Annotated in this window: 21 protein-coding genes and 1 tRNA gene; 11 read left to right on the top strand and 11 right to left on the bottom strand. The window is 61.5% G+C overall.

The genetic code is table 11. The annotated features are described in order from the left end of the window. Positions 1-6: 6 nt before the first annotated feature. From ACNAZA_RS14925 to ygfZ, 4 genes are all read right to left on the bottom strand, one after another. Entirely contained in the window at positions 7-501 is a 495-nt protein-coding gene (locus ACNAZA_RS14925; protein WP_415797333.1) for a GlcG/HbpS family heme-binding protein, read from the bottom strand. Between the two features lie 109 nt (positions 502-610). Continuing rightward, entirely contained in the window at positions 611-1,198 is a 588-nt protein-coding gene (locus ACNAZA_RS14920; protein ID WP_415797332.1) for a response regulator transcription factor, read from the bottom strand. Further along, complete coding sequence (locus ACNAZA_RS14915; protein ID WP_415797331.1) at positions 1,195-2,766, bottom strand: sensor histidine kinase; 1,572 nt, start codon at positions 2,764-2,766, stop codon at positions 1,195-1,197. Before ACNAZA_RS14915 ends, ACNAZA_RS14920 begins: the two co-directional genes overlap by 4 nt. A 93-nt stretch (positions 2,767-2,859) precedes the next feature. Continuing rightward, complete coding sequence (gene ygfZ / locus ACNAZA_RS14910) at positions 2,860-3,816, bottom strand: CAF17-like 4Fe-4S cluster assembly/insertion protein YgfZ (protein ID WP_415797330.1); 957 nt, start codon at positions 3,814-3,816, stop codon at positions 2,860-2,862. Between the two features lie 46 nt (positions 3,817-3,862). Between ygfZ and mltG the strand changes: the two genes are divergently transcribed. The 6 genes from mltG (at position 3,863) to ACNAZA_RS14880 (ending at position 8,857) form a co-directional block, all read left to right on the top strand. Beyond that, entirely contained in the window at positions 3,863-4,855 is a 993-nt protein-coding gene (gene mltG, locus ACNAZA_RS14905; protein WP_415797329.1) for an endolytic transglycosylase MltG, read from the top strand. A gap of 103 nt (positions 4,856-4,958) precedes the next feature. Next, positions 4,959-5,666 (top strand): dTMP kinase, encoded by a 708-nt coding sequence (gene tmk / locus ACNAZA_RS14900; RefSeq protein WP_415797328.1) that lies wholly within the window; start codon positions 4,959-4,961, stop codon positions 5,664-5,666. Beyond that, positions 5,663-6,736 (top strand): DNA polymerase III subunit delta', encoded by a 1,074-nt coding sequence (locus ACNAZA_RS14895; protein WP_415797327.1) that lies wholly within the window; start codon positions 5,663-5,665, stop codon positions 6,734-6,736. The genes tmk and ACNAZA_RS14895 overlap by 4 nt, the downstream gene beginning before the upstream one ends. A gap of 109 nt (positions 6,737-6,845) precedes the next feature. Beyond that, a complete protein-coding gene (locus tag ACNAZA_RS14890; RefSeq protein WP_415797326.1) occupies positions 6,846-7,202 on the top strand; it encodes a PilZ domain-containing protein in 357 nt (118 codons plus the stop codon). A 111-nt stretch (positions 7,203-7,313) separates the two neighbouring features. Next, entirely contained in the window at positions 7,314-8,120 is an 807-nt protein-coding gene (locus ACNAZA_RS14885; protein WP_415797325.1) for a TatD family hydrolase, read from the top strand. Positions 8,121-8,137: 17 nt separating this feature from the next. After that, a complete protein-coding gene (locus ACNAZA_RS14880; RefSeq protein WP_415797324.1) occupies positions 8,138-8,857 on the top strand; it encodes an ankyrin repeat domain-containing protein in 720 nt (239 codons plus the stop codon). Between the two features lie 99 nt (positions 8,858-8,956). Here ACNAZA_RS14880 and msbA read toward each other — a convergent pair whose 3' ends face one another. Then, positions 8,957-10,873: a lipid A export permease/ATP-binding protein MsbA gene (msbA, locus tag ACNAZA_RS14875; RefSeq protein WP_415797323.1), complete on the bottom strand. Its 1,917-nt coding sequence runs from the start codon at positions 10,871-10,873 to the stop codon at positions 8,957-8,959. Positions 10,874-11,114: 241 nt separating this feature from the next. Between msbA and tolB the strand changes: the two genes are divergently transcribed. From tolB to ACNAZA_RS14850, 5 genes are all read left to right on the top strand, one after another. After that, the gene (gene tolB, locus ACNAZA_RS14870) at positions 11,115-12,434 is read left to right on the top strand and encodes a Tol-Pal system beta propeller repeat protein TolB (RefSeq protein WP_120967335.1); all 1,320 of its coding nucleotides are present in this window, start codon (positions 11,115-11,117) and stop codon (positions 12,432-12,434) included. A gap of 62 nt (positions 12,435-12,496) precedes the next feature. Beyond that, positions 12,497-13,027: a peptidoglycan-associated lipoprotein Pal gene (gene pal, locus ACNAZA_RS14865; protein WP_415797322.1), complete on the top strand. Its 531-nt coding sequence runs from the start codon at positions 12,497-12,499 to the stop codon at positions 13,025-13,027. Next, complete coding sequence (ybgF, locus tag ACNAZA_RS14860; protein ID WP_120967337.1) at positions 13,027-13,809, top strand: tol-pal system protein YbgF; 783 nt, start codon at positions 13,027-13,029, stop codon at positions 13,807-13,809. The genes pal and ybgF overlap by 1 nt, the downstream gene beginning before the upstream one ends. A gap of 77 nt (positions 13,810-13,886) precedes the next feature. Beyond that, complete coding sequence (locus ACNAZA_RS14855) at positions 13,887-14,642, top strand: tRNA threonylcarbamoyladenosine dehydratase (protein ID WP_415797321.1); 756 nt, start codon at positions 13,887-13,889, stop codon at positions 14,640-14,642. A gap of 62 nt (positions 14,643-14,704) precedes the next feature. Continuing rightward, positions 14,705-14,780, top strand: a tRNA-Lys gene (locus tag ACNAZA_RS14850). A 71-nt stretch (positions 14,781-14,851) separates the two neighbouring features. Here the strand turns inward: ACNAZA_RS14850 and ACNAZA_RS14845 are convergent. The 6 genes from ACNAZA_RS14845 to ACNAZA_RS14820 form a co-directional block, all read right to left on the bottom strand. Further along, positions 14,852-15,889 (bottom strand): tyrosine-type recombinase/integrase, encoded by a 1,038-nt coding sequence (locus tag ACNAZA_RS14845; RefSeq protein WP_415797320.1) that lies wholly within the window; start codon positions 15,887-15,889, stop codon positions 14,852-14,854. Beyond that, positions 15,889-16,107, bottom strand: a complete 219-nt coding sequence (locus ACNAZA_RS14840) for a hypothetical protein (protein ID WP_415797319.1) — start codon at positions 16,105-16,107, stop codon at positions 15,889-15,891. The genes ACNAZA_RS14845 and ACNAZA_RS14840 overlap by 1 nt, the downstream gene beginning before the upstream one ends. Before the next feature lie 68 nt (positions 16,108-16,175). Continuing rightward, positions 16,176-16,361 (bottom strand): hypothetical protein, encoded by a 186-nt coding sequence (locus tag ACNAZA_RS14835; RefSeq protein ID WP_415797317.1) that lies wholly within the window; start codon positions 16,359-16,361, stop codon positions 16,176-16,178. 447 nt (positions 16,362-16,808) lie between these two features. Then, positions 16,809-17,660 (bottom strand): hypothetical protein, encoded by an 852-nt coding sequence (locus ACNAZA_RS14830; protein WP_415797316.1) that lies wholly within the window; start codon positions 17,658-17,660, stop codon positions 16,809-16,811. A 92-nt stretch (positions 17,661-17,752) separates the two neighbouring features. Further along, positions 17,753-18,265 (bottom strand): MgtC/SapB family protein, encoded by a 513-nt coding sequence (locus ACNAZA_RS14825; RefSeq protein WP_415797315.1) that lies wholly within the window; start codon positions 18,263-18,265, stop codon positions 17,753-17,755. Between the two features lie 162 nt (positions 18,266-18,427). Then, on the bottom strand, positions 18,428-18,631 hold the full coding sequence (locus ACNAZA_RS14820; RefSeq protein ID WP_415797314.1) for a hypothetical protein: 204 nt from the start codon (positions 18,629-18,631) through the stop codon (positions 18,428-18,430). Positions 18,632-18,862 lie beyond the last annotated feature (231 nt).

Below are 18,862 nucleotides of genomic sequence, written 5' to 3'. Positions count from 1 at the left end.
AGCGGCTTATTGCAGCTGATCTTTCAAGGCCGCCAGGGCTTTTTGTGCGCAGGCCTCGTCCAGATGGCCGCCGGGCGCGCCGGCCACGCCGATGGCGCCAATGACCTCATTGCCCGCCTTGATGGGCACGCCGCCGGCCAGCACCAGAAAGCCGGGGATTTGCGCCAGACCGGCGGCATCGGGGTTGGATTGAATCGTCTTGGCCATGCCGCTGGTCGGGTTGCGCGACGATGCCGAGGTGAAAGCCTTGGCGGTGGCGGCCTTGGGCGTGTGGGCGCCGGCGCCATCGGCGCGGGACAGGGCCAGCAGCACGCCGGCGCGGTCCACCACGGCAGCGGTCACGTTATGGCCGTCGGCGCTGCAGGCGGTCACGGTTTGCTGGGCCAGTTGGGCTGCGGTGGCCGAGGCAATGGAGCGGGTGCTGACCGTGGCGGCCGCAGAGGCGGCGCCGCAGGCCAGGGTGCTCAGGGCGAAGAGGGCAAAAGTGCTCAGGCGATTCATGTCAGGGCTCCAGGGGTTGAAAGCAATGACTGAACTGTAGGAACCCGGGCGCTTGGCGCCTATTCGCAAGCCAACGGACGGCTCTCGGTAGTTTTACCGAGGGTGGGCCTCAGCTGCGGGCCGCGGCAGACAGCAGCAGCCGGGTCTGCTCGGCCACGGAGCCCGTGCCCAGCTTTTCGGCCAGCTTGGCGCGGTGGGTGTCCACGGTGCGTACGGAGATATCCAGTGCAGCCGCGATCTCCTTGCTGCCCAGGCCCTTGGTGATCAGCTCCAGCACCTCGCGTTCGCGCTCGGTCAGCACCTGCAGGTGGTGGCGGGCCTCGTTGCGCTCGGCCTGCCGGGCCAGCGTGGCCTGGGCGCTCCTGATGGCCTCCAGCAGGGTCTGCTCCTCTATGGGTTTGGTCAGAAAGTCGGTGACGCCGGCCTTGAAGGCGCGGCGGCAGGAGTGCAGATCGCCATGGCCGGTGATGACGATGGCGGGCCAGTCCACGCCTTGGGCACGCAACTGCTCGTAAAGCTGCAGGCCGGACATCAGCGGCATGCGCAAGTCCATGATCAGCACGCCGGGTTGGCTGCGGTCCAGATGGGCCAGGCAATCGGCCGGCGAGGCAAAACAGCTTACGTTCAGGTCGTAGGTCTGCAGCAGCAGGTGCAAGGCCTCGCGCACCGAGGCGTCGTCGTCTATCAGGTAAATCATGGAATGGGGTTTTCCGGGGCGGAGCCTGTGGTCGCCAGGGGCAGGGTCAGCACAAAGCAGGCACCTGGCCAGGCAGTGCTCGGGCCGGCGCTGGCGGGTGGCAGATATTGCAGCTGGCCGCCCATGCGTTCCATCAGCGTGGCACACAGCGGCAGGCCCAGGCCCATGCCGCCGCTCTTGGTGGTGAAGAAGGGGTCGAAAATATGCTGGGCCGTGGCGGCGTCTATGCCGGGGCCGTTGTCCCGCACCATGAGACTGACTTGTTGGCCGTCGGCTCGCTGCGCTATCTGTATGGCGGGTTCATCCACCGAGCTCTGCGACAGCGCTTCCAGCGCATTGCGCACCAGGTTGTGCAGCACCTGCTCCAGTGCCACGGGGTCGGCCCAAACACTGCAATCTGCCTGCGCCGGCTCCCATAGCAGTTGGACGCCGGCTTCTCTTGCCGGGCCCTCCAGCAGCAAAAGAGTCTGGGCCACGGCCTGGGACAGATCCAGGCGCTGGGCCTGACTGGGCGTGTTGCTGATGTAGCTGCGCATGCGGCCCAGAATGGCCCCGGCGCGGCGGGCCTCGCGCACATTGGCCTGCAGGGCGCTGGTCAGCAGCTCGCTCTTGCCCAGCTCCTGGGCGCGCAGGGCGGCCTGGCTCTGGCTGAGCAGGGCGGTCACGGGCTGGGCCAGCTCATGGGCAATGCCTGAAGCCATCTCGCCCATGCCGTTGACGCGGGAGGCGTGGGCTAGCTGTGCCTCGTTGGCCAGCAACTGGGCGCGCTGCAGGTGACGGCGTGCCTGCTGGCGGCTTTTCCAGACCAGGGCGCCTAGCCATACCAGCAGCAGGCTGAGTGCGGCGCTGAGCAGCAGGCGCGGCCAGCCCAGCAGAGGCTGGGCCTGGGTCAGCAACTGCACCTGCAGGGGCTGGCCATAGCCTTGCAAGGTAAATCGGCCTATGGGCTGGTAAGTGTGGGTGTCGGTACTCTGTCCCTGGGGCTGCAGCAAAGGCTGTCCGTCGAGGTCGATGCGCAAGCCGGTATGGGGCGGCAGAGTGTCGGCCTCCAGCAAATGGGCGGAATCAATGCGCATGCACAACCAGCCTACGGGTGCTGCTATTTTTTTGAGTAGCAGATAGCGCCCGCGCTGAGCGCTGTCCGGCAGGCTGTCGCTTTCGCCGGGACGCAGCGGTGCCACGGTGCGGGCCGCTGCCGGGCTGCGGCAATCGTCCGAGGTGGGGCTTAAGGCATCACTCTGGGCGGAAGGGTCGGTCGCCACCAGCTCGATCCGCTCTATGCGCGGGTACATCAGCTCGATGGAACGGGCCACCTGCCACATGGCTGTCGGCTGGCCGTTGGGATTCTGGAGCGGGGCCAGTGTGGCCAGCGCCGTGAGGTGGGCCTTGTGCTGGGCGATTTTTTCCAGCATCTGGCGCTGCACGGCCTCGGTCAGCTGCAACTGCTGGAGTTGCTGCTCTGTGCGCTCCTGCCACCACTGAAAGCCCGAGGTCAGCAAAAATACCAGCAGCCAGGCCAGGACGAGCCAAGGCTTGGCGGAGCTAACAAAAATGCGGGGGACTGGCATGGCCGCAGTGTACAAAGCCCAAAGCCGTTCTCTGCAAAGCAAAACGCGCCCCAAAGAGCGCCATGCCAAACCGGGTGGACAAGATGGACGGTTCTAGATGTCCGCCAGCAGTTCGTAGGGCAGGGGCAGGACCTGCAGCGCAGCGCCAGCCGTGGCATCGGCCGCATGGCCTTCGTTGAGGGCTGCGTGGGCAAACAGGTCGTTGCGCGAGGCCGAGGCAATTTGCATGGAGACAATCGCATCCCAGCCGCCCAGAGGCGAAGCGGCTGCCTGGACCACGGTGCCCGTGGCCTGCTCCAGATCTTCGGGCGAAAAAACCTCCTGGCCCACGCTCAGTGCGGTATCGGCATGAACCAGATAGGCGCGGCGCTTGAGCGTGCCGCGAAACTGGCTGCGGGCCACGATTTCCTGGCCGGGGTAGCAGCCTTTCTTGAAGTTCACGCCGCCCACCGACTCGTAATTGAGCATCTGGGGTACAAAAGCATCGACCACGGGGGCCGAGAGCGTGGCCACGGCGCTTTGCACCGTGCCCCACAGCCACAGGGCTTCGGGCAGCGTCTCGCCCGCAGGCTCTGGCGTGCCCGCCGGGGCCAGCCACAGGGCACGGGCCTGGCCGGCTGCTGGGTACAGAGCGATCACCGAGGCAGGGCCCACGTCCTTGCGATCCCAGGGACGGGCTGCGGGCATGAGGGCCTCGGCGGCCGTGCCCGAGAGGCCGTAGAGCGAGAATTCGCCCGTGGCATCGCTGAGCTTGCACTTGGCGCGCAGCACAAACATGGAGAGACGCTTGAGCGTGGGCGCCAGCAGGCTGCGGTCGCAGACCAGCAGGATTTCGTCCTGGCTGCGCTTGAAGCCCACAAAGCTGGCCAGCATGCGGCCCTTGGCGGTGCAAAAAGCGGCCAGGCGCGCGTGCTGCATATCCAGCAGGGCAAAGTCGTTGGTCAGCTGGCCGTGCAGGAAACTGGCTGCGTCTTCGCCTACGGCGCGGATGACACCCAGATGGGAAATGGCGGTAATGCCGTTCAGGGACGGCGTCGATGGCAGGGTCATGGCTGAATTATGATCGGCGCTAGTAACTTATGAATGGATCAAGGTTGTGCGTGCTGTTTTTCGTGCACTGATGGTTTTGTTGCTGCTGGCCGTGTTGGCCGGCGGCGCTGCATGGTGGTGGCTGCATCAGCCCATGACCATGACGGCCAAGACGCTGGAGCTGGAGATCGAGCCCGGAACGCGTCCGCGCGCCGTGGCGCAGCGGGTGGCGGATGCCGGTGTGCAGGTCGACCCGCAGCTGCTGTATCTCTGGTTTCGCCTCTCGGGCCAGGACCGGGCCATCAAGGCCGGCAACTATGAGCTCGAGCAGGGGCTGACGCCTTATGTGCTGCTGCAAAAGCTGGCGCGCGGCGAGGCCAGCCAAAGTGCGGTGACGCTGGTGGAAGGCTGGAACTGGCGCCAGGTGCGCCAGGCGCTGCAGCGCGAAGCCACGTTGAAGCAGGACAGCAGCGAGCTTTCGGACGAGGAACTGATGAAATTGCTGGGCCGCGAAGGCGTGGCACCCGAGGGCCGTTTCTTCCCGGATACCTATACCTTCTCCAAAGGCAGCTCCGATGTGCAAGTGCTGCACCGGGCGCTGCACGCCATGGATAGGCATCTGGCCGATGCCTGGGCCATGCGCGCCGCCAACACCCCGCTCAAATCGCCCGACGAGGCCTTGATACTGGCCAGCATTGTGGAAAAAGAAACCGGCCGTGCCTCGGACCGGGCCCAGATTGCCGGCGTCTTCACGAATCGTTTGCGCATAGGCATGCTGCTGCAGACTGATCCCACGGTTATTTACGGTCTGGGTGCCGCGTTTGACGGCAATTTGCGCAAGCGCGATCTGCAGGCCGACACGCCCTGGAATACCTATACCCGTCCCGGCCTGCCCATCACCCCCATCTCCATGCCCGGCAAGGCTGCGCTGATGGCGGCCGTGCAGCCCGAGCAGACCCGGGCCCTGTATTTCGTGGCCAAGGGCGACGGCACCAGCCATTTCAGCGCCTCGCTGGACGAGCACAATAGAGCCGTCAACCGCTATCAGCGCGGCCAGTAAGCATTGTGGTGAGACGCTTGGCCGTCTCACCCGTTTTGAAGAATCAGAAAAAAAGCACCACGGCCTCACAGCGCTGTCGGTGCTTTTGAAGGAAAGATCCCCCGTGACTACCGCTTCCCCCAAAGGCTTGTTTATCAGTTTTGAAGGCATTGACGGTGCCGGCAAGTCTTCGCATATCGAAGGCCTGGCCCAGGCCTTCAGAGACCAGGGCCGGGTGGTGACGCTGACGCGCGAGCCCGGCGGCACGCCCCTGGCCGAGAAACTGCGCGCCCTGATGCTGCACGAGGCCATGGACCCGCTGACCGAGGCGCTGATTGCCTTTGCCGCCAGACGCGATCATCTGGTGCAGGTGATCGAGCCCGCCTTGGCGCGCGGCGAGGTGGTGATCAGCGATCGCTTTACCGACGCCACCTTTGCCTACCAGGGCGCAGGCCGGGGCTTTGACTGGAATCAGCTATTAATTTTGGAGCGAATGGCGCAGACCGGTACTGCGCTGCAGGCCGATTTGGCCGAGAATTTTCTGCGCGAACCCGATATGACCATCTGGTTTGACCTGCCGGCCGAAGTGGCTGCAGAGCGTCTGGCCACGGCCCGCGTGCCCGATCGTTTCGAAGCCCAGCCTGGCGAGTTCTTCGCCCGGGTGGCCCAAGGCTATGCGGACCGCGCCAAGGCCGCGCCCCAGCGTTTTGCCCGCATCGACGCCAATACCAGCCGCCATGCGGTGTGGCAGCAGGTCACCCAGGCCGTGGTGCGCCGGGGCTGGCTGGCCATTATGGTGGCGAACAAGCCTTTGTCCGAAGGTGCGGCATGAGCGAGGCGCAAAGCGTGCAGCCGGTAGAAACATCGGCGCCCTGGATTGCTGCCCAGCGCCGGCAACTGCTGGCCCAGCGCGGTCATGCCTGGCTGTTGCAGGGGCCGTCCGGCCTGGGGCAGTACGCCCTGGGTCTGTCCCTGGTGCGGGCCTGGCTGTGCGAGCGGCCTGGTGCCGAGGGCGCTTGCGGTCAATGCGCCAGCTGTCATGCGATTGACGTGCGCGCCCATGCCGACCTGTGCGTGCTCATGCCCGAGGTGCAGATGCTGGCGCTGGGTTGGCCTTTGCCCGAGAAGGCTCAGGCCGATATCGACGACAAGAAACGCAAGCCCAGCAAGGAAATCCGCGTGGAAGCCATGCGCGATGCCGTGGAGTTTTGCCAGCGCACCAGCGCACGCGGCCGTGGCAAGGCGCTGTTGATCTATCCGGCCGAGCAGATGAATGCCATCACGGCCAATGCCTTGCTCAAGACGCTGGAAGAGCCGCCTGGCGATGCACGCTTTGTGCTGGCCAGCGAGGCGGCACATCAGCTGTTGCCCACCATACGCAGCCGCTGCCTGGGCCACACCATGACCTGGCCGGATGCGCAATCGGCCAGCGCCTGGCTGCTGGGCCAAGGGGTGGATGCGGCCGAGGCGGACGCTGCCTTGCAGGCCGCCGGCGGCCGCCCCGGCGATGCGCTGGCACTGGCCAAGGAGGGCAAGGGCGCTGCGGCCTGGTCGCAGCTGCCGCGCCAGCTGGCCAAGGGCGATGTGGCCGCGCTGTCGGTGTTCTCCCCGGTCGATGCGGTCAGCGCCCTGCAAAAGATCTGCCACGATCTGATGGCCTTGACCGGTGGCGGTGAGCCGCGCTACTTCTCGCCGGCGGATCTGCCGTCCAAGCCCCTGTCCATGGCCCTGCTGTCGGACTGGTCGCGTGAGCTGGTTGCGGCGGCCCGTACGGCCGATCATCCCTTCAACAGCGGGCTGATGATGGAGTCGTTGGCAGCCAGGGCGCGTAGTGTGCTGCTGTCGGGCAATGCCGGCCGGGCGCGCGGTGCTGGGGCCGGACGAGGCCCTGGCGACAGGTGATTTGCCGGGGTTTTGACCGTGGGCCTTGTAGGCTGTTAACCTACAGGCTTTGAAAAAATGTTGAGAGGGCGAGCCTTGGGCCGCCCTGTCGGATGAAATTTCAGCACCTATGAATGCTCCTTCCACTCCCCGGCCCAGCGTGATGCAACTGGCGATCAAGGAAAAGGCTGCGCTGTACGCTGCCTATATTCCGTTGTTCGCCGAGGGGGGGATTTTCGTGCCCACTCAGCGTGATTACCGTTTGGGCGATGATGTCTATGTGCTGTTGACGCTGCCCGAAGATCCTCAGCGCTACCCCATTGCGGGCCGGGTGGCCTGGGTGACGCCGGAGCGCGCACCCGGCAACCGCACGCAGGGCGTGGGGTTGCAATTTCCCAAGGATGCCAAGTCTGCCGAGCTCAAGGCCAAGATCGAGGGCATTCTGGGCACGGCACTGAGTTCGGAAAAGCCCACGCAAACCATTTGAGCCGGGCTTGTGGGCCGAGTTTTCGCCTTGCATGCCGACCTGCTGATTTCGCTCTTGCCAGGGCGGTAGATCGGAGGGTCGGCGTGGTTGTTTTTGACAGGTTTTTTTCTCATGTTTACCGATTCGCACTGCCATCTGAACTTTCCCGAGCTGCACGGCAATCTGGCACAGATCCGCGCCGCCATGGAGCAGGCCCGCGTCACGCGCGCCCTGTGCATTTGCACCACCATGGAAGAGTTTGGCGATGTGCACCAGCTGGCTCTGGACTATGACAACTTCTGGGCCACGGTGGGCGTGCACCCCGACACCGAAGACATGACCGAGCCCACGCTGGAGGATCTGGTGCAGCGCGCCGCCCTGCCGCGCGTGGTGGCGGTTGGCGAGACAGGCCTCGATTACTACGGCATGGAAGACCGCAAGGGCGGGCGCACGATTGCCGATCTGGAATGGCAGCGCCAGCGCTTTCGTACCCATATCCGCGCCGGTCAGATTGCAAAAAAGCCGCTGGTGATTCACACCCGCAGCAGCTCGGACGACACGCTGGCCATTTTGCGCGAGTGCGGCGAGGCCGATAGCGCCACCCAGGCCGGCGGCGTCTTTCACTGCTTTACCGAGACGGCCGAAGTGGCGCGTGCCGGGCTGGACATGGGCTACTACATCTCTATGTCGGGTATCGTCACCTTCAAAAGTGCCCAGCATCTGCGCGATGTCGCGGCCTTTGTGCCGCTCGATAGGCTGCTGATCGAGACCGACAGCCCTTATCTCGCGCCCGTGCCTTACCGCGGCAAGACCAATAATCCGTCTTACGTGCCTTTTGTGGCCAAGCAAATTGCCGAGGTGCGCGGTATTTCGGTGGAGGAGGTGGCCGAGGCCACCAGCGCCAATTTCGATCGCCTGTTCAAAGGCGTGACGCAGTAAGTCCTGGAGAAGAGCTCATGAGCCTGTTTGTCCCCACCCGTTTGAGCCGTCGCCAATCCCTGTTGCGACTGGGGCAGATGGGCGCTGCCCTGGCAGGCCTGTCGGGGGGGCTGGCCCGGGCCGGTGATTTCGATGACTATTCGCGGGCACTGGTCAGCGACAACGCCAGTGTCATGATCAATCTGATCTTCAAGGGGTTCGACCCGAATACGCTGGACTCGCGCGGCCGCCCCGGACTGGTATCGGCCTTGCACCAGGATGCGCTCAAGGTGTTCGACGTGCTGCTCAAATCGCCGGGCGTCAAAGTCAATCTAGCTTCCAGGCAAAACGAGACGGCGCTGATGATGGCCTGTATCAAAGGCCATCTGGACCTGGCCAGACAGCTCATACAGCGCGGCGCCGATGTGAACCGCGAAGGCTGGACGCCGCTGCACTACGCGGCTTCGGCCGATACGCCGCAGACGCTGGATATCGTCAAGCTGCTGCTCGAGGAAAGCGCTTACATCGATGCCGCCTCGCCCAATGGCACGACGCCGCTGATGCTGGCTGCCCAGTACAGCAGCGAGGCCGTGGTCAATCTGCTGCTTAAGGAGGGCGCGGATCTGACTTTGCGCAACCAGCGCGGCTTTACCGCTGTGGACTTTGCCAAGCTGGTGGACCGCCAGTACATGGCCGATCACCTGAGCCAGGCGCTGAGGACCGAGCGCAAAAGCCAGCCCTCTAGAGGCAGCTGGTAAGCGTTCAGACTGTTGATTTAATAGCGGGTAGCGCTGATGAAAAAAGGACTTCAAGGCTTGTCAGCCCTGAAGTCCTTTTGATTAGTGCGCTAGATGCTCTTATTTTTGCGCAGGCGCAGCTTTGGCTGTTGTGCTGCGCACTTGCGAATGCAGGCGGGCGTAGAGGCCGTCCAGCTCCATCAGCTCGGCATGCGTGCCTTGCTCGGCAATCTGGCCGCGCTCCATCACCACCACGCGGTCGGCATGCTCGATGGTGGACAGTCGGTGGGCAATCACCAGCGTGGTGCGGCCCTGCATCAGACGGGTCAGGGCTTGCTGCACCAGGCGCTCGGATTCGTTGTCCAGCGCCGAGGTGGCTTCGTCCAGAATCAGAATTGGTGCATTCTTGTACAGGGCCCGCGCAATGGCCAGGCGCTGGCGCTGGCCGCCCGAGAGCTGGCTGGCGTTATGGCCTACGCTGGTATGGATTCCCTGGGGCAGACGGCGCACAAAGTCGCCCAGATTGGCCGCTTCCAGCGCAGACCAGATACGAGCCTCTTCAATATCTCCGCCCAGTGCCACGTTCACGGCCACGCTGTCGTTAAGCATGACCACGTCCTGGCTGACCATGGCGAACTGGTGGCGCAGCGCGTGCAGATCCCAGTCGGGCAGCTTTACGCCGTCCAGCGTGATCTGACCACTGGTGGGCGAGAGAAAGCGGGGCAGCAGATTGACCAGGGTGGTCTTGCCGGCGCCCGAGGGGCCGACCAGAGCCACGACCTCGCCGGCACCGACCTTGAGGTTGAGGTGGGAGAGCGCTGCGGCCTTGTCTTCGCCGAACTGCACATTCACGCCCTTGTACTCGATGGCGCCGATGACGGGGGCAGTGGGGCGGTAGCTGCCGCCTTGCTCGTTGACCGAGCCTTCCAGCAGATGCAGGCCGCGCTCCAGAGCCGCCACGCCGCGGGTAATCGGGTTGGCAACGTCGGCCATGCGGCGAATTGGCGCAATCAGCATCAGCATGGCCGAGATGAAGGCGGCAAAACTGCCCACGGTCACATCTTGGACGCTGGATGCTGCAGCCGCTGCATCGCGGCTTTGCCACAGCGCGATGCACAAAATGACGGACAGAGCCACCGAGGCCAGCACCTGCGTGAGCGGCGTCATGGCGGCCGAGGCAATCGTGGCCTTGGTGTTGAGGTTGCGCAGCTGGCGGCTCAGGGCGTTGAAGCGCGACTGCTGAGCGGCCTGGGCACCATGCAGGCGCACCATGCGATGAGCCAGCACATTCTCTTCCACCACATAAGCCAGCTGATCCGTCGATTGCTGGCTGGACTTGGTAATGCGGTACAGGCGCTTGGACAGCACCTTCATGATCCAGGCAACGCCGGGCACCATGAAAGCCACGATCAGCGTGAGCTGCCAGTTCAGATAGATCAGATAACCCAGCAGGGCAATCAAGGTGAAGCCATCGCGCGAGATACTCATCATCGCCTGCACCAGCTGCTGGGCGCCGGTTTGCACCTCATACACCACGGTGTTGGACAGCGAGGAGGCCGACTGGCGCGAAAACAGGCTCATGTCCGCCGCCAGCAGCCGCTCGAAGAGGCTTTTGCGCAGCCCGAGCATGCCGTCGTTGGTGATGCGCGCCAGCGCGTACTGGCCGGCAAACTGGGCCAGACCGCGCACGACGAAGATGCCGATCAGAAAGACCGGCACCGTCCACAGGGCCAGCGTGCCCTGGGTGAAGCCGCTGTCCAGCAAGGGCTTGAGCAGGGCGGGCAGGGCCGCTTCGGTGGCCGCGCCAATCAAGGTGGCCAGGATTGCCAGCCCCCAGGCCCAGCGCTGGCCCGAGAAATAGGGCGTCAGGCGCTTCAAGCGCTGCATCAGCGGCAACTCGGCCGCAGCTGCGGCCTGCGCATCAACGGGAAGGGTGGGGGCAGAAACAGACTCCGACGCAGGTGCTGCGGCAGGCGTGCCGGCAGATGCCGGAGCGGTGTCTGCCTCGTTTGGCGGTGTGGGCGGTGTGGCTTGCATAAGCGCGTGATTTTAGAGGCTATGAAAGGCCGGATTTCAGGCCCGGGCCATGAGTTCTGCCATGCATACCTGTGGCTAGCGTATGTAATCAGACTCTGGCATGCTCTCATTTTTCCTTGTGCGTCGGGCTTGCGTTTGATCACCCTACTAAGCACGTTCTTACATCATGACGCATGCAGTGTGTGTAACATTCGCGCTTGTGTTCGTGCCGGGCATGGCCCGGAAATTTTGATGGCTGCCAATGACTATTGACCGACTACCATCCCTTTCCTCTTTTTCTGCAGGTTTTGGCGCTTCGCGCCGCACCGTGCTCGCCGCTTTAGCTTCTTCTTCAGCAATTCCCGCTTTGGCCCAGTTCCGGGTGGAAGTGACAGGCGTTGGCCTGACGCAGTTGCCGATTGCCATTGCACCGTTCAAGGGAGAGGGTGCGTCGCCCCAGAAAATCTCGGCCATTATTCAGGCCGATCTTGAGCGCAGCGGCTTGTTCCGCGCGGTGGATGCTTCGGGCGTGGCGCTGGATGAATCCTCGCGCCCCGACGTGACTCTGTGGCGCTCCAAAGGCGCGGATTCTCTGGCCTCGGGCAGCGTGACCCGTTTGGCCGATGGCCGCTATGACGTGCGTTTCCGCTTGTGGGACGTGGTGCGCGGCCAGGATCTGGGGGGCCAGGGCTTTGCCGTGACCACCGGCGATCTGCGCCTGGTGGCCCACCGCATTGCCGACTACATCTACGAAAAGCTCACCGGCGAAAAAGGCGTGTTCTCCACGCGCATCGCCTATGTGACCAAGGCTGGCGCCAACTACCGGCTGTGGATTGCCGATGCGGATGGCGAGAATGCCCAGTCGGCGCTGTCCAGCCCCGAACCCATCATCTCGCCAGCCTGGGCTCCCAACGGCACGCAGCTGGCCTATGTGTCGTTCGAGTCGCGCAAGCCCGTGGTCTATGTGCACGACGTGGCCAGCGGCCAGCGCCGTCTGGTGGCCAATTTCCGTGGCTCCAACAGCGCGCCGGCCTGGTCGCCCGATGGCAGCCGCTTGGCCGTGACCTTGAGCCGCGATGGCGGCTCGCAGCTGTATTTGATCAGCGCTCAAGGCGGCGAGCCCCGTCGCCTGATGCAAAGCAGCGGCATCGACACCGAGCCCTGCTTCTCCAGCGACGGCCGCACCATCTACTTTGTCAGCGATCGTGGCGGTGCGCCGCAGATCTACAAAGTGGCTGCTACGGGCGGCGGTGCCGAACGCGTGACCTTCAACGGCAACTACAACATCTCGCCCGCCATCAGCCCCGATGGCAAATGGCTGGCTTATATCTCCCGTATCGGTGGCGGCTTCAAGCTGCAGGTCATGGACCTGTCCACCGGCACGGTCAACTCCGTCACCGAGACCACGGCTGACGAGAGTCCGAGTTTTGCGCCTAACAGCCGCCTGCTCGTTTATGCGACCATTCAAGGAGGTCGTGAAGCACTCATGACCACCACGCTCGATGGGAAGATCAAGGCGCGTCTGGCAGGCAAGGGTGGGGACATACGGGAACCCGATTGGGGCCCGTTCCAGAAACAGTGATTGCCAGTTTGCTTTTTCCTCTAACAGTAAAAAAGTCCGTGAGGACCTATCGGAGAAATTCCATGATTACCATTAAACGTCTTTCCCTGGCTCTGGCCGTGACCGCTCTGGTTGCCGGTTGCAGCTCCGGCGTGAAGCTCGATGACAAGCCCGCCACCGACGGCTCCCTGACCAGCCAGGGCGGCAATACTTCGGGCAGCAGCCAAAGCGGCGTGTCCGGCGTGGACCTTACCGGTTCCGCTGCTGCCAAGGCCGGCCCCCAAGGCGTCAGCCGCATCGTGTACTTTGACTTTGACAGCTACAGCGTCAAGGCCGAAGCACAGCCTCAGATCGAAGCACATGCCAAGTTCATCAAGGGCAATCCCAATGCCAAGGTACAGCTGGAAGGCCATACCGACGAACGCGGCGGCCGTGAATACAACCTGGCTCTGGGCCAAAAGCGTGCTGAGGCCGTGCGCCGTTCGCTGGGCCTGATGGGTGTCAACGACTCCCAGATGGAAGCCGTGAGCTACGGCAAGGAAAAGCCTGCCTCTGAAGGCCATAGCGAAGACGCTTACGCCCAAAACCGTCGCGTTGAAATCTCCTACCGTTAATGATGATGCAGGCTCAGTTGACTCTCCGTTCCGTATCGCTGCGCCCGCTGCTGGTAGCCAGCCTTTTGGCTGGCTATGCCGTCAGCTCGCAAGCAGCCTTGTTTGGTGATGACGAGGCGCGACGCGCCATCATCGAACTGCGCCAGCGCGTTGACAGCCTGCAGCAATCTTCGCAGCGCATGGGCGAGGACAACTCGCAAACGCGCCGCAGTCTGCTGGAGTTGCAATCCCAGATCGAGGCGCTCAAGGCCGACCAGGCAAAGCTGCGCGGACAAAACGAACAGCTGCTTCGTGACGTGGTGGAGCTGCAGCGTGGTCAGAAGGATCTGGCCAAGGGCATGGATGACCGCCTGCGCCAGTTCGAGCCGACCATGGTGAATGTGGATGGCCAGGAGTTCGCTGCCGACCCCAACGAAAAAAAGGAATTTGACGATGCGCTGGGCCTGTTCCGTGCCGGCAAGTTCCCGGAGTCCGGTCAGGCGTTTGCAGCCTTCTTGCGCCAATGGCCCAAGAGTGGCTACACGCCGTCCGTGCGCTTCTGGCTGGGCAACTCTCAGTACGCCACGCGTGACTACAAGAACGCCATTGCGAACTTTCGCTCCGTGCTGACCAATGCGCCCTTGCATGCTCGTGCTCCGGAAGCTGCGCTGTCCATTGCCAACTGTCAGGTGGAACTCAAGGACACCAAGGCCGCTCGCGCGACTCTGGAGAGTCTGATCAAGTCCTATCCCAACACCGAGGCGGCGGCCAATGCCAAATCAAAGCTGGCTACGCTGAAGTGATGTCGGAAATTCTGTCTCAAAGCACAGCAACAGCGCCCGAAACAGGCGCTGTTTTTTCTCCAGACGATGCTGCGGATATGCAGCGCCGTTTCGGCGGGCTTGAGCGGCTGTATGGCGTGCAGGGCGCAGCCCGCATCCGAACAGCGCATGTGGTGGTGGTCGGTATTGGTGGCGTGGGTTCCTGGACAGCCGAGGCATTGGCGCGCAGCGGCGTGGCCCGTCTTACGCTCATTGATATGGACCATGTGGCCGAGTCCAACATCAATCGCCAGATTCATGCGCTGACCGAGACGGTGGGGCAGGCCAAGATCGAAGCCATGCGCGATCGCATCGCCCAGATCAACCCTGCCTGCCAGGTGCATTGCATTGACGAGTTTGTGGACCCTGACAACTGGCTGCAGCTGTTGCCTGCGGATGCGGATGCCGTGGTGGACGCCTGTGATCAAGTCAAAGCCAAGACCGCCATGGCCGCGCATGCGCGCAAAACCAAGCAGTGCTTTATTTCGGTAGGGGCTGCAGGAGGAAAACGTCTGGCGCATCTGGTGGATATCGCCGATTTGAGCACCACCACGCATGACCCCTTGCTGGCGCAGTTGCGCTATCGTCTGCGCAAGCAGTTCGGCGCTCCCAAGGACGGCAAGCGCATGGGCGTGACCTGTGTTTTCAGCCGTGAGGCAGTAGCACCGCCTGACGCCTCATGTGCGATTGAAGGCGATGGAAGCCTCAATTGCCATGGCTATGGCTCGGTGGTCGCGGTCACTGCAACCTTCGGTCAATGTGCTGCAGGTTGGGTTATCGACGAAATTAGTCGAAAACTTTCTTTGAAGGCCTGAAAAACCTATTACAATAACGGCATACCGCAGAATAAGCAACAACTGCTTTTTCGGTAAAGGTAGGGTCTTTAGCTCAGTCGGTAGAGCAGCGGACTTTTAATCCGTTGGTCGCGAGTTCGAATCTCGCAGGACCCACCAAAGAATACAAGCGCTACAGCTATAAAAGCTGTAGCGCTTTTTTCTTTTTATTCCCGCGATGGGAATATTCCTCACTTCAAGGAAGTGCGCTTCGCGACCTTTGATCGGTCATATACCCGCGCTGTCGTGGCGGTACTGGCGTGCAACTCTGGCAAGCTGCCGTACTTTTCCTTGTGCTGGGTGGTGTAGTAAGCGCGCAGATCGTGAAACGTAAATCTGCGAGTAATCACTCCCTCCTTGAGGGCCGCCACCATTGCTCTTTGCCAGCCAGTAAGAAAGTTGACTTCAGTCAATGGATTGCCCTTGGTGTTGTTGAACACATGGAGCGAGTTCTCAGGTCGTGGCATTCCAATAAGGCGCCTGGCCAAGTTCTCCATAGCGGGCCCCATCTGTATGGTTTCCGCCTTGGTGGCCCCCAGGTGTTGCTTGGCCCGCATCAACCGGATGACCTTGGCCTCCATGTCGATCTGCGGAATCTGCAGATCCAAGAATTCAACCCTTCTGGAACCTGCAAGAGCGGCAAACTCGGCCATGAGTGCCAGAGTTTTGTTGTGCGGCCCTTGTCTGAAAAGCCAGTCCAAGAAAGCGCTGAGTTCATGCGGATCCGGCGCTTCTGTCCGGGGGCGCTCGGAGTTCTTCTTGACCTGCTTACATGGATTGGCATCGATGTCGCCGCGCTCAATGGCAATGTTCATCAAGTTTGAAAGAAGGGCTACCTCTCGATTGCCACGCACTGGGGCGTCTGCTCGTTCGATTCGTAAATACCGCGCGATATCAGATGGTCTGATGGCTGCTGCTGCAACACCCCCCATGACCCCCAGAAGATTGACGCTGTACTTTTCGTAGTCGCTTTGCGTTCTAGGCTTGAGTTCAGCCCACTTCGCACTCTTTTGATACAAGCTCCACAGCTCTTGAACAGTGCCAGCCGAATTTAAATCGGCGGCGACACCGAGCACTTGGCGGATCGCTTCATCTCGGTCAGTGCCCAGGTTCACGGGCTTTGCGCCGACAGGGTGAAAGCGATAGGTCACTTTCCCATCCTTGCGCGGCCGGGCCTCCATTCTCGGCAGGAGACCGAAGCCGGAGGCTCGCTCACGTCTACGTCCCATTACTTTCTCCAGTTAAATCCGCGTGATTGTGCTGCTGCGGCTTCTTTTTGCTTCAACCGCTCCTCGGCGGCAGCTCGGCCAACAATCGGCACACCGTCTGGGCGCCGGCCAGCAACGGGAATGCCCAGGACTTTTTCAATGAATCGCTTCTGGGCTGCCCGCTGGGTGAGCGGCGTGCAGAGATCGTCAATCTCCTGGGGGGAGAGGTAGAGATTCATTCCATCCTCCAAAAAGCAGAACCCCGCTCAGTGGCGGGGTTCGTGGTGTGTCAGGTTGGCGTGATCGTCTACGCGGCTTTGCTTCTTCCGCGATAGTTGAGATCAGAGGCAGAGTAATTTTCGCGCTTGCGCCAGTCCATCTGTATTGGGCCGGCGTGATTTGGCGGATAGGTTATACGTTCCTTTTCGCGATTGAGCTCCCACTGCTTTGCGTCCACGGTATGGTGAACGGTGGATTCCTTGATTTTGGTCATGAGGGGAACACTGCCTTCCGTCAAGTTTCTGTACCTATGTAAGACAGTACAGGGGTAAGTGGCGAGAGCCTAGTGAATTCGTGTGCGTGCAGCCAGACTGGCGTTATTTCGTTGAAATAGCGAATAGTTAGGGCTTGCAATTTCACTACTGCGCTCCTTCCTTGGCTGTTGCGCGCTGCACAGCTGCTGCCATGAAGTAGCTTTGAACCTCTTTGTCCCGCAGGCTAAAAACGATGCGATGGTTTGATCTTTTGTGATCGCGCACAAGCAGACTCCTATTTTCAAGTCGCTTCAATCGGGCCAGCGCCTCACGAGGTGACGTACGTGGCACCAGTCCGGAATGCAGCTCCAGTCGGCAAATGTCAGCGCGATCGTGCAACACCTGCACCAAGTCAGGGCCAAGCCACCACAGCGCATGTACCACCGGATCTTGCTGGCGATTTGGGATCACGACTCACCCCCTTGCGCTGCCTGGGTGGCGATGGCTTCTGCATTCAGTCGGTCAATTCGAGCCCTGAACTCAGCACCAACTCTTGCATTGGCTTCCTCGTGCGTCTCAAGTGGAAGGTGCTCCCAGCATTTAAGAACGTACTGACCAAATGCGGTCATACCGTATCGGCTTCCACCCATCCATCGCACTACACCCAGCTCTGCAAGCCGCTTCATGTGTTTCTTTGCTATGTCGTAGCTTTCGCCGTCTGAAGCCATTCCTTCAAAGCGTCGCAAATCGTCCAAGTCCTCTTCGGAAAGAATCGGCTTCGGATGTGCTGCAGTGGTGGCGGCAAGCGTGGGTGGTTGTGGCGCGGCAGTCAAAGCTGCTTCATAGCCGGGATGGCTGAACTTCCAGCGATCACCAGGAGAGACTTCGCGCGCCTTGTCCAGATAGGCCCATCCCATGGCTAGCGTTGGAACCTTGGGCACCAGCTTCCACCCGTCAGGCACCGCTACGGCTGCTGACGCTGCCTGGGCAATGGCTGGCGGCCGGATAGCCATTTCAACGGCTCGGGCCGCATCAAGCAGCTTCTGCCCTGGGGCCATTTCACCTGTTTCAGCAACCTGAGCGGAATGGTGGCCGATAGCTTCCCAGAGTGCGGTTATCACCTCAGCTGGCTGTGCTGCCAGCACAGGGGCTGGCTCCTGAATCTGGTGCAGGCAGGGCGCGCCGATGCTGGCCAGCAGTTCACGCTTGCGCTGCTCGGTTAGGTCGCGGGCTGCCAGGGTGTTCTCAGGCGACACACCGCCCTCAATGAACGCTGCTGATGCCAGCGCATCAATGGCCAGAGTGATCTTGTCTTGCATATTGGCTCCCAGAATGAGAAAAGCCCGCTATTGCGGGCTATGAGTGTTGGTTGCTAGCGAGGCCGATGTGCGATTTGCACCTCTGTTGGGGACTAGTCTGATTTCGGTTTCTGTTTGGATTGGCTGTTTTTTGTCAGCATGGGAATCACGCTCAGGATTAGGAGCGCAAAGATTGTGCTGATGACTGCTGTTGCCTCTTCACCGAGTCCTGCACATACGCCGATGGCGGCCGTGAGCCAAAGCCCGGCTGCAGTAGTCAGGCCTTTTACATGGGGTGCTGAATTCTCGCCGTCAGATTTCAGGATCGCTCCGGCACCGAGAAAACCGACGCCAGTGATGACCCCTTGTACTACTCGTGCAGCATTCGCTGTATCCACCCCAGACTGCAGAGACACGAGCACAACAAGTGCAGACCCCATGGCCACCAACATATGAGTACGTAGGCCTGCTGCCTTGCCGTTTGCTTCGCGCTGCCAACCTAAAAGTCCACCGAGGACAGCAGCAAGAAATAGGCGAACAACAATTCTTGTTGCCTGGGCCACGTCTGTGACGTCAGAGAATTCACTGGCAATTGTGCTGGCGATGGTGTTGAGCGTGTCATTCATTGATGGATCCTTTAGTCTGCGTACAACTGTGTAGGAAACCAAATAAAGGCAAAAAACCAATATTGTTTCTATAGCATTTGCTCAAGTGGATGTCAGTAAGAGTCAATCTTTGAAGCCGAGTTTTTCGGGTTGAGTTGGGTGACTTCTGGCCGCTGGCGCTGGTTAGGTGACGCTTTTTGCTACGACCTTCTTGATTTCTTGGATCTGGACTTCGATCCATCCAGCCTTGATGGCCAGCTCCTTGCACTGCTGAGCTGCGTCTTGCAGGTTGTAGGGCTTGCTGCGGACTGCTGAGCGCTTTGCTTTGCGCAGCCATGCCAACTCGTCAAAGTCTTCGACGGGCTTACCGCCTGCTTTGCGCGCCATGACTTGCAACCTCGCATGTTCTTCCTTTGCTTTGAGCAGAGCTTCGGGCGGGATGCTGGTGACGCGCCAACCTTTGTGCGACGACACTTGATCACCCTTGGAAGCCGCGCGCTGTTGATTTCCACCCAGAAGTGACCCACTAGCCCCCGGTGGAGGTGCGGATAAAAACTTGGACTGGTTTTATGCGGCTAGGCCAAGCTTGTGCCGGTATTCCACAGGACTTAAACGTCC

Source organism: Comamonas aquatilis (assembly GCF_965139575.1).
GTDB classification, from domain to species: Bacteria; Pseudomonadota; Gammaproteobacteria; order Burkholderiales; family Burkholderiaceae_C; genus Comamonas; species Comamonas aquatilis.
Note: the sequence above shows the minus strand (reverse complement) of the source record. Positions and strands in the feature narration are given on the sequence as shown.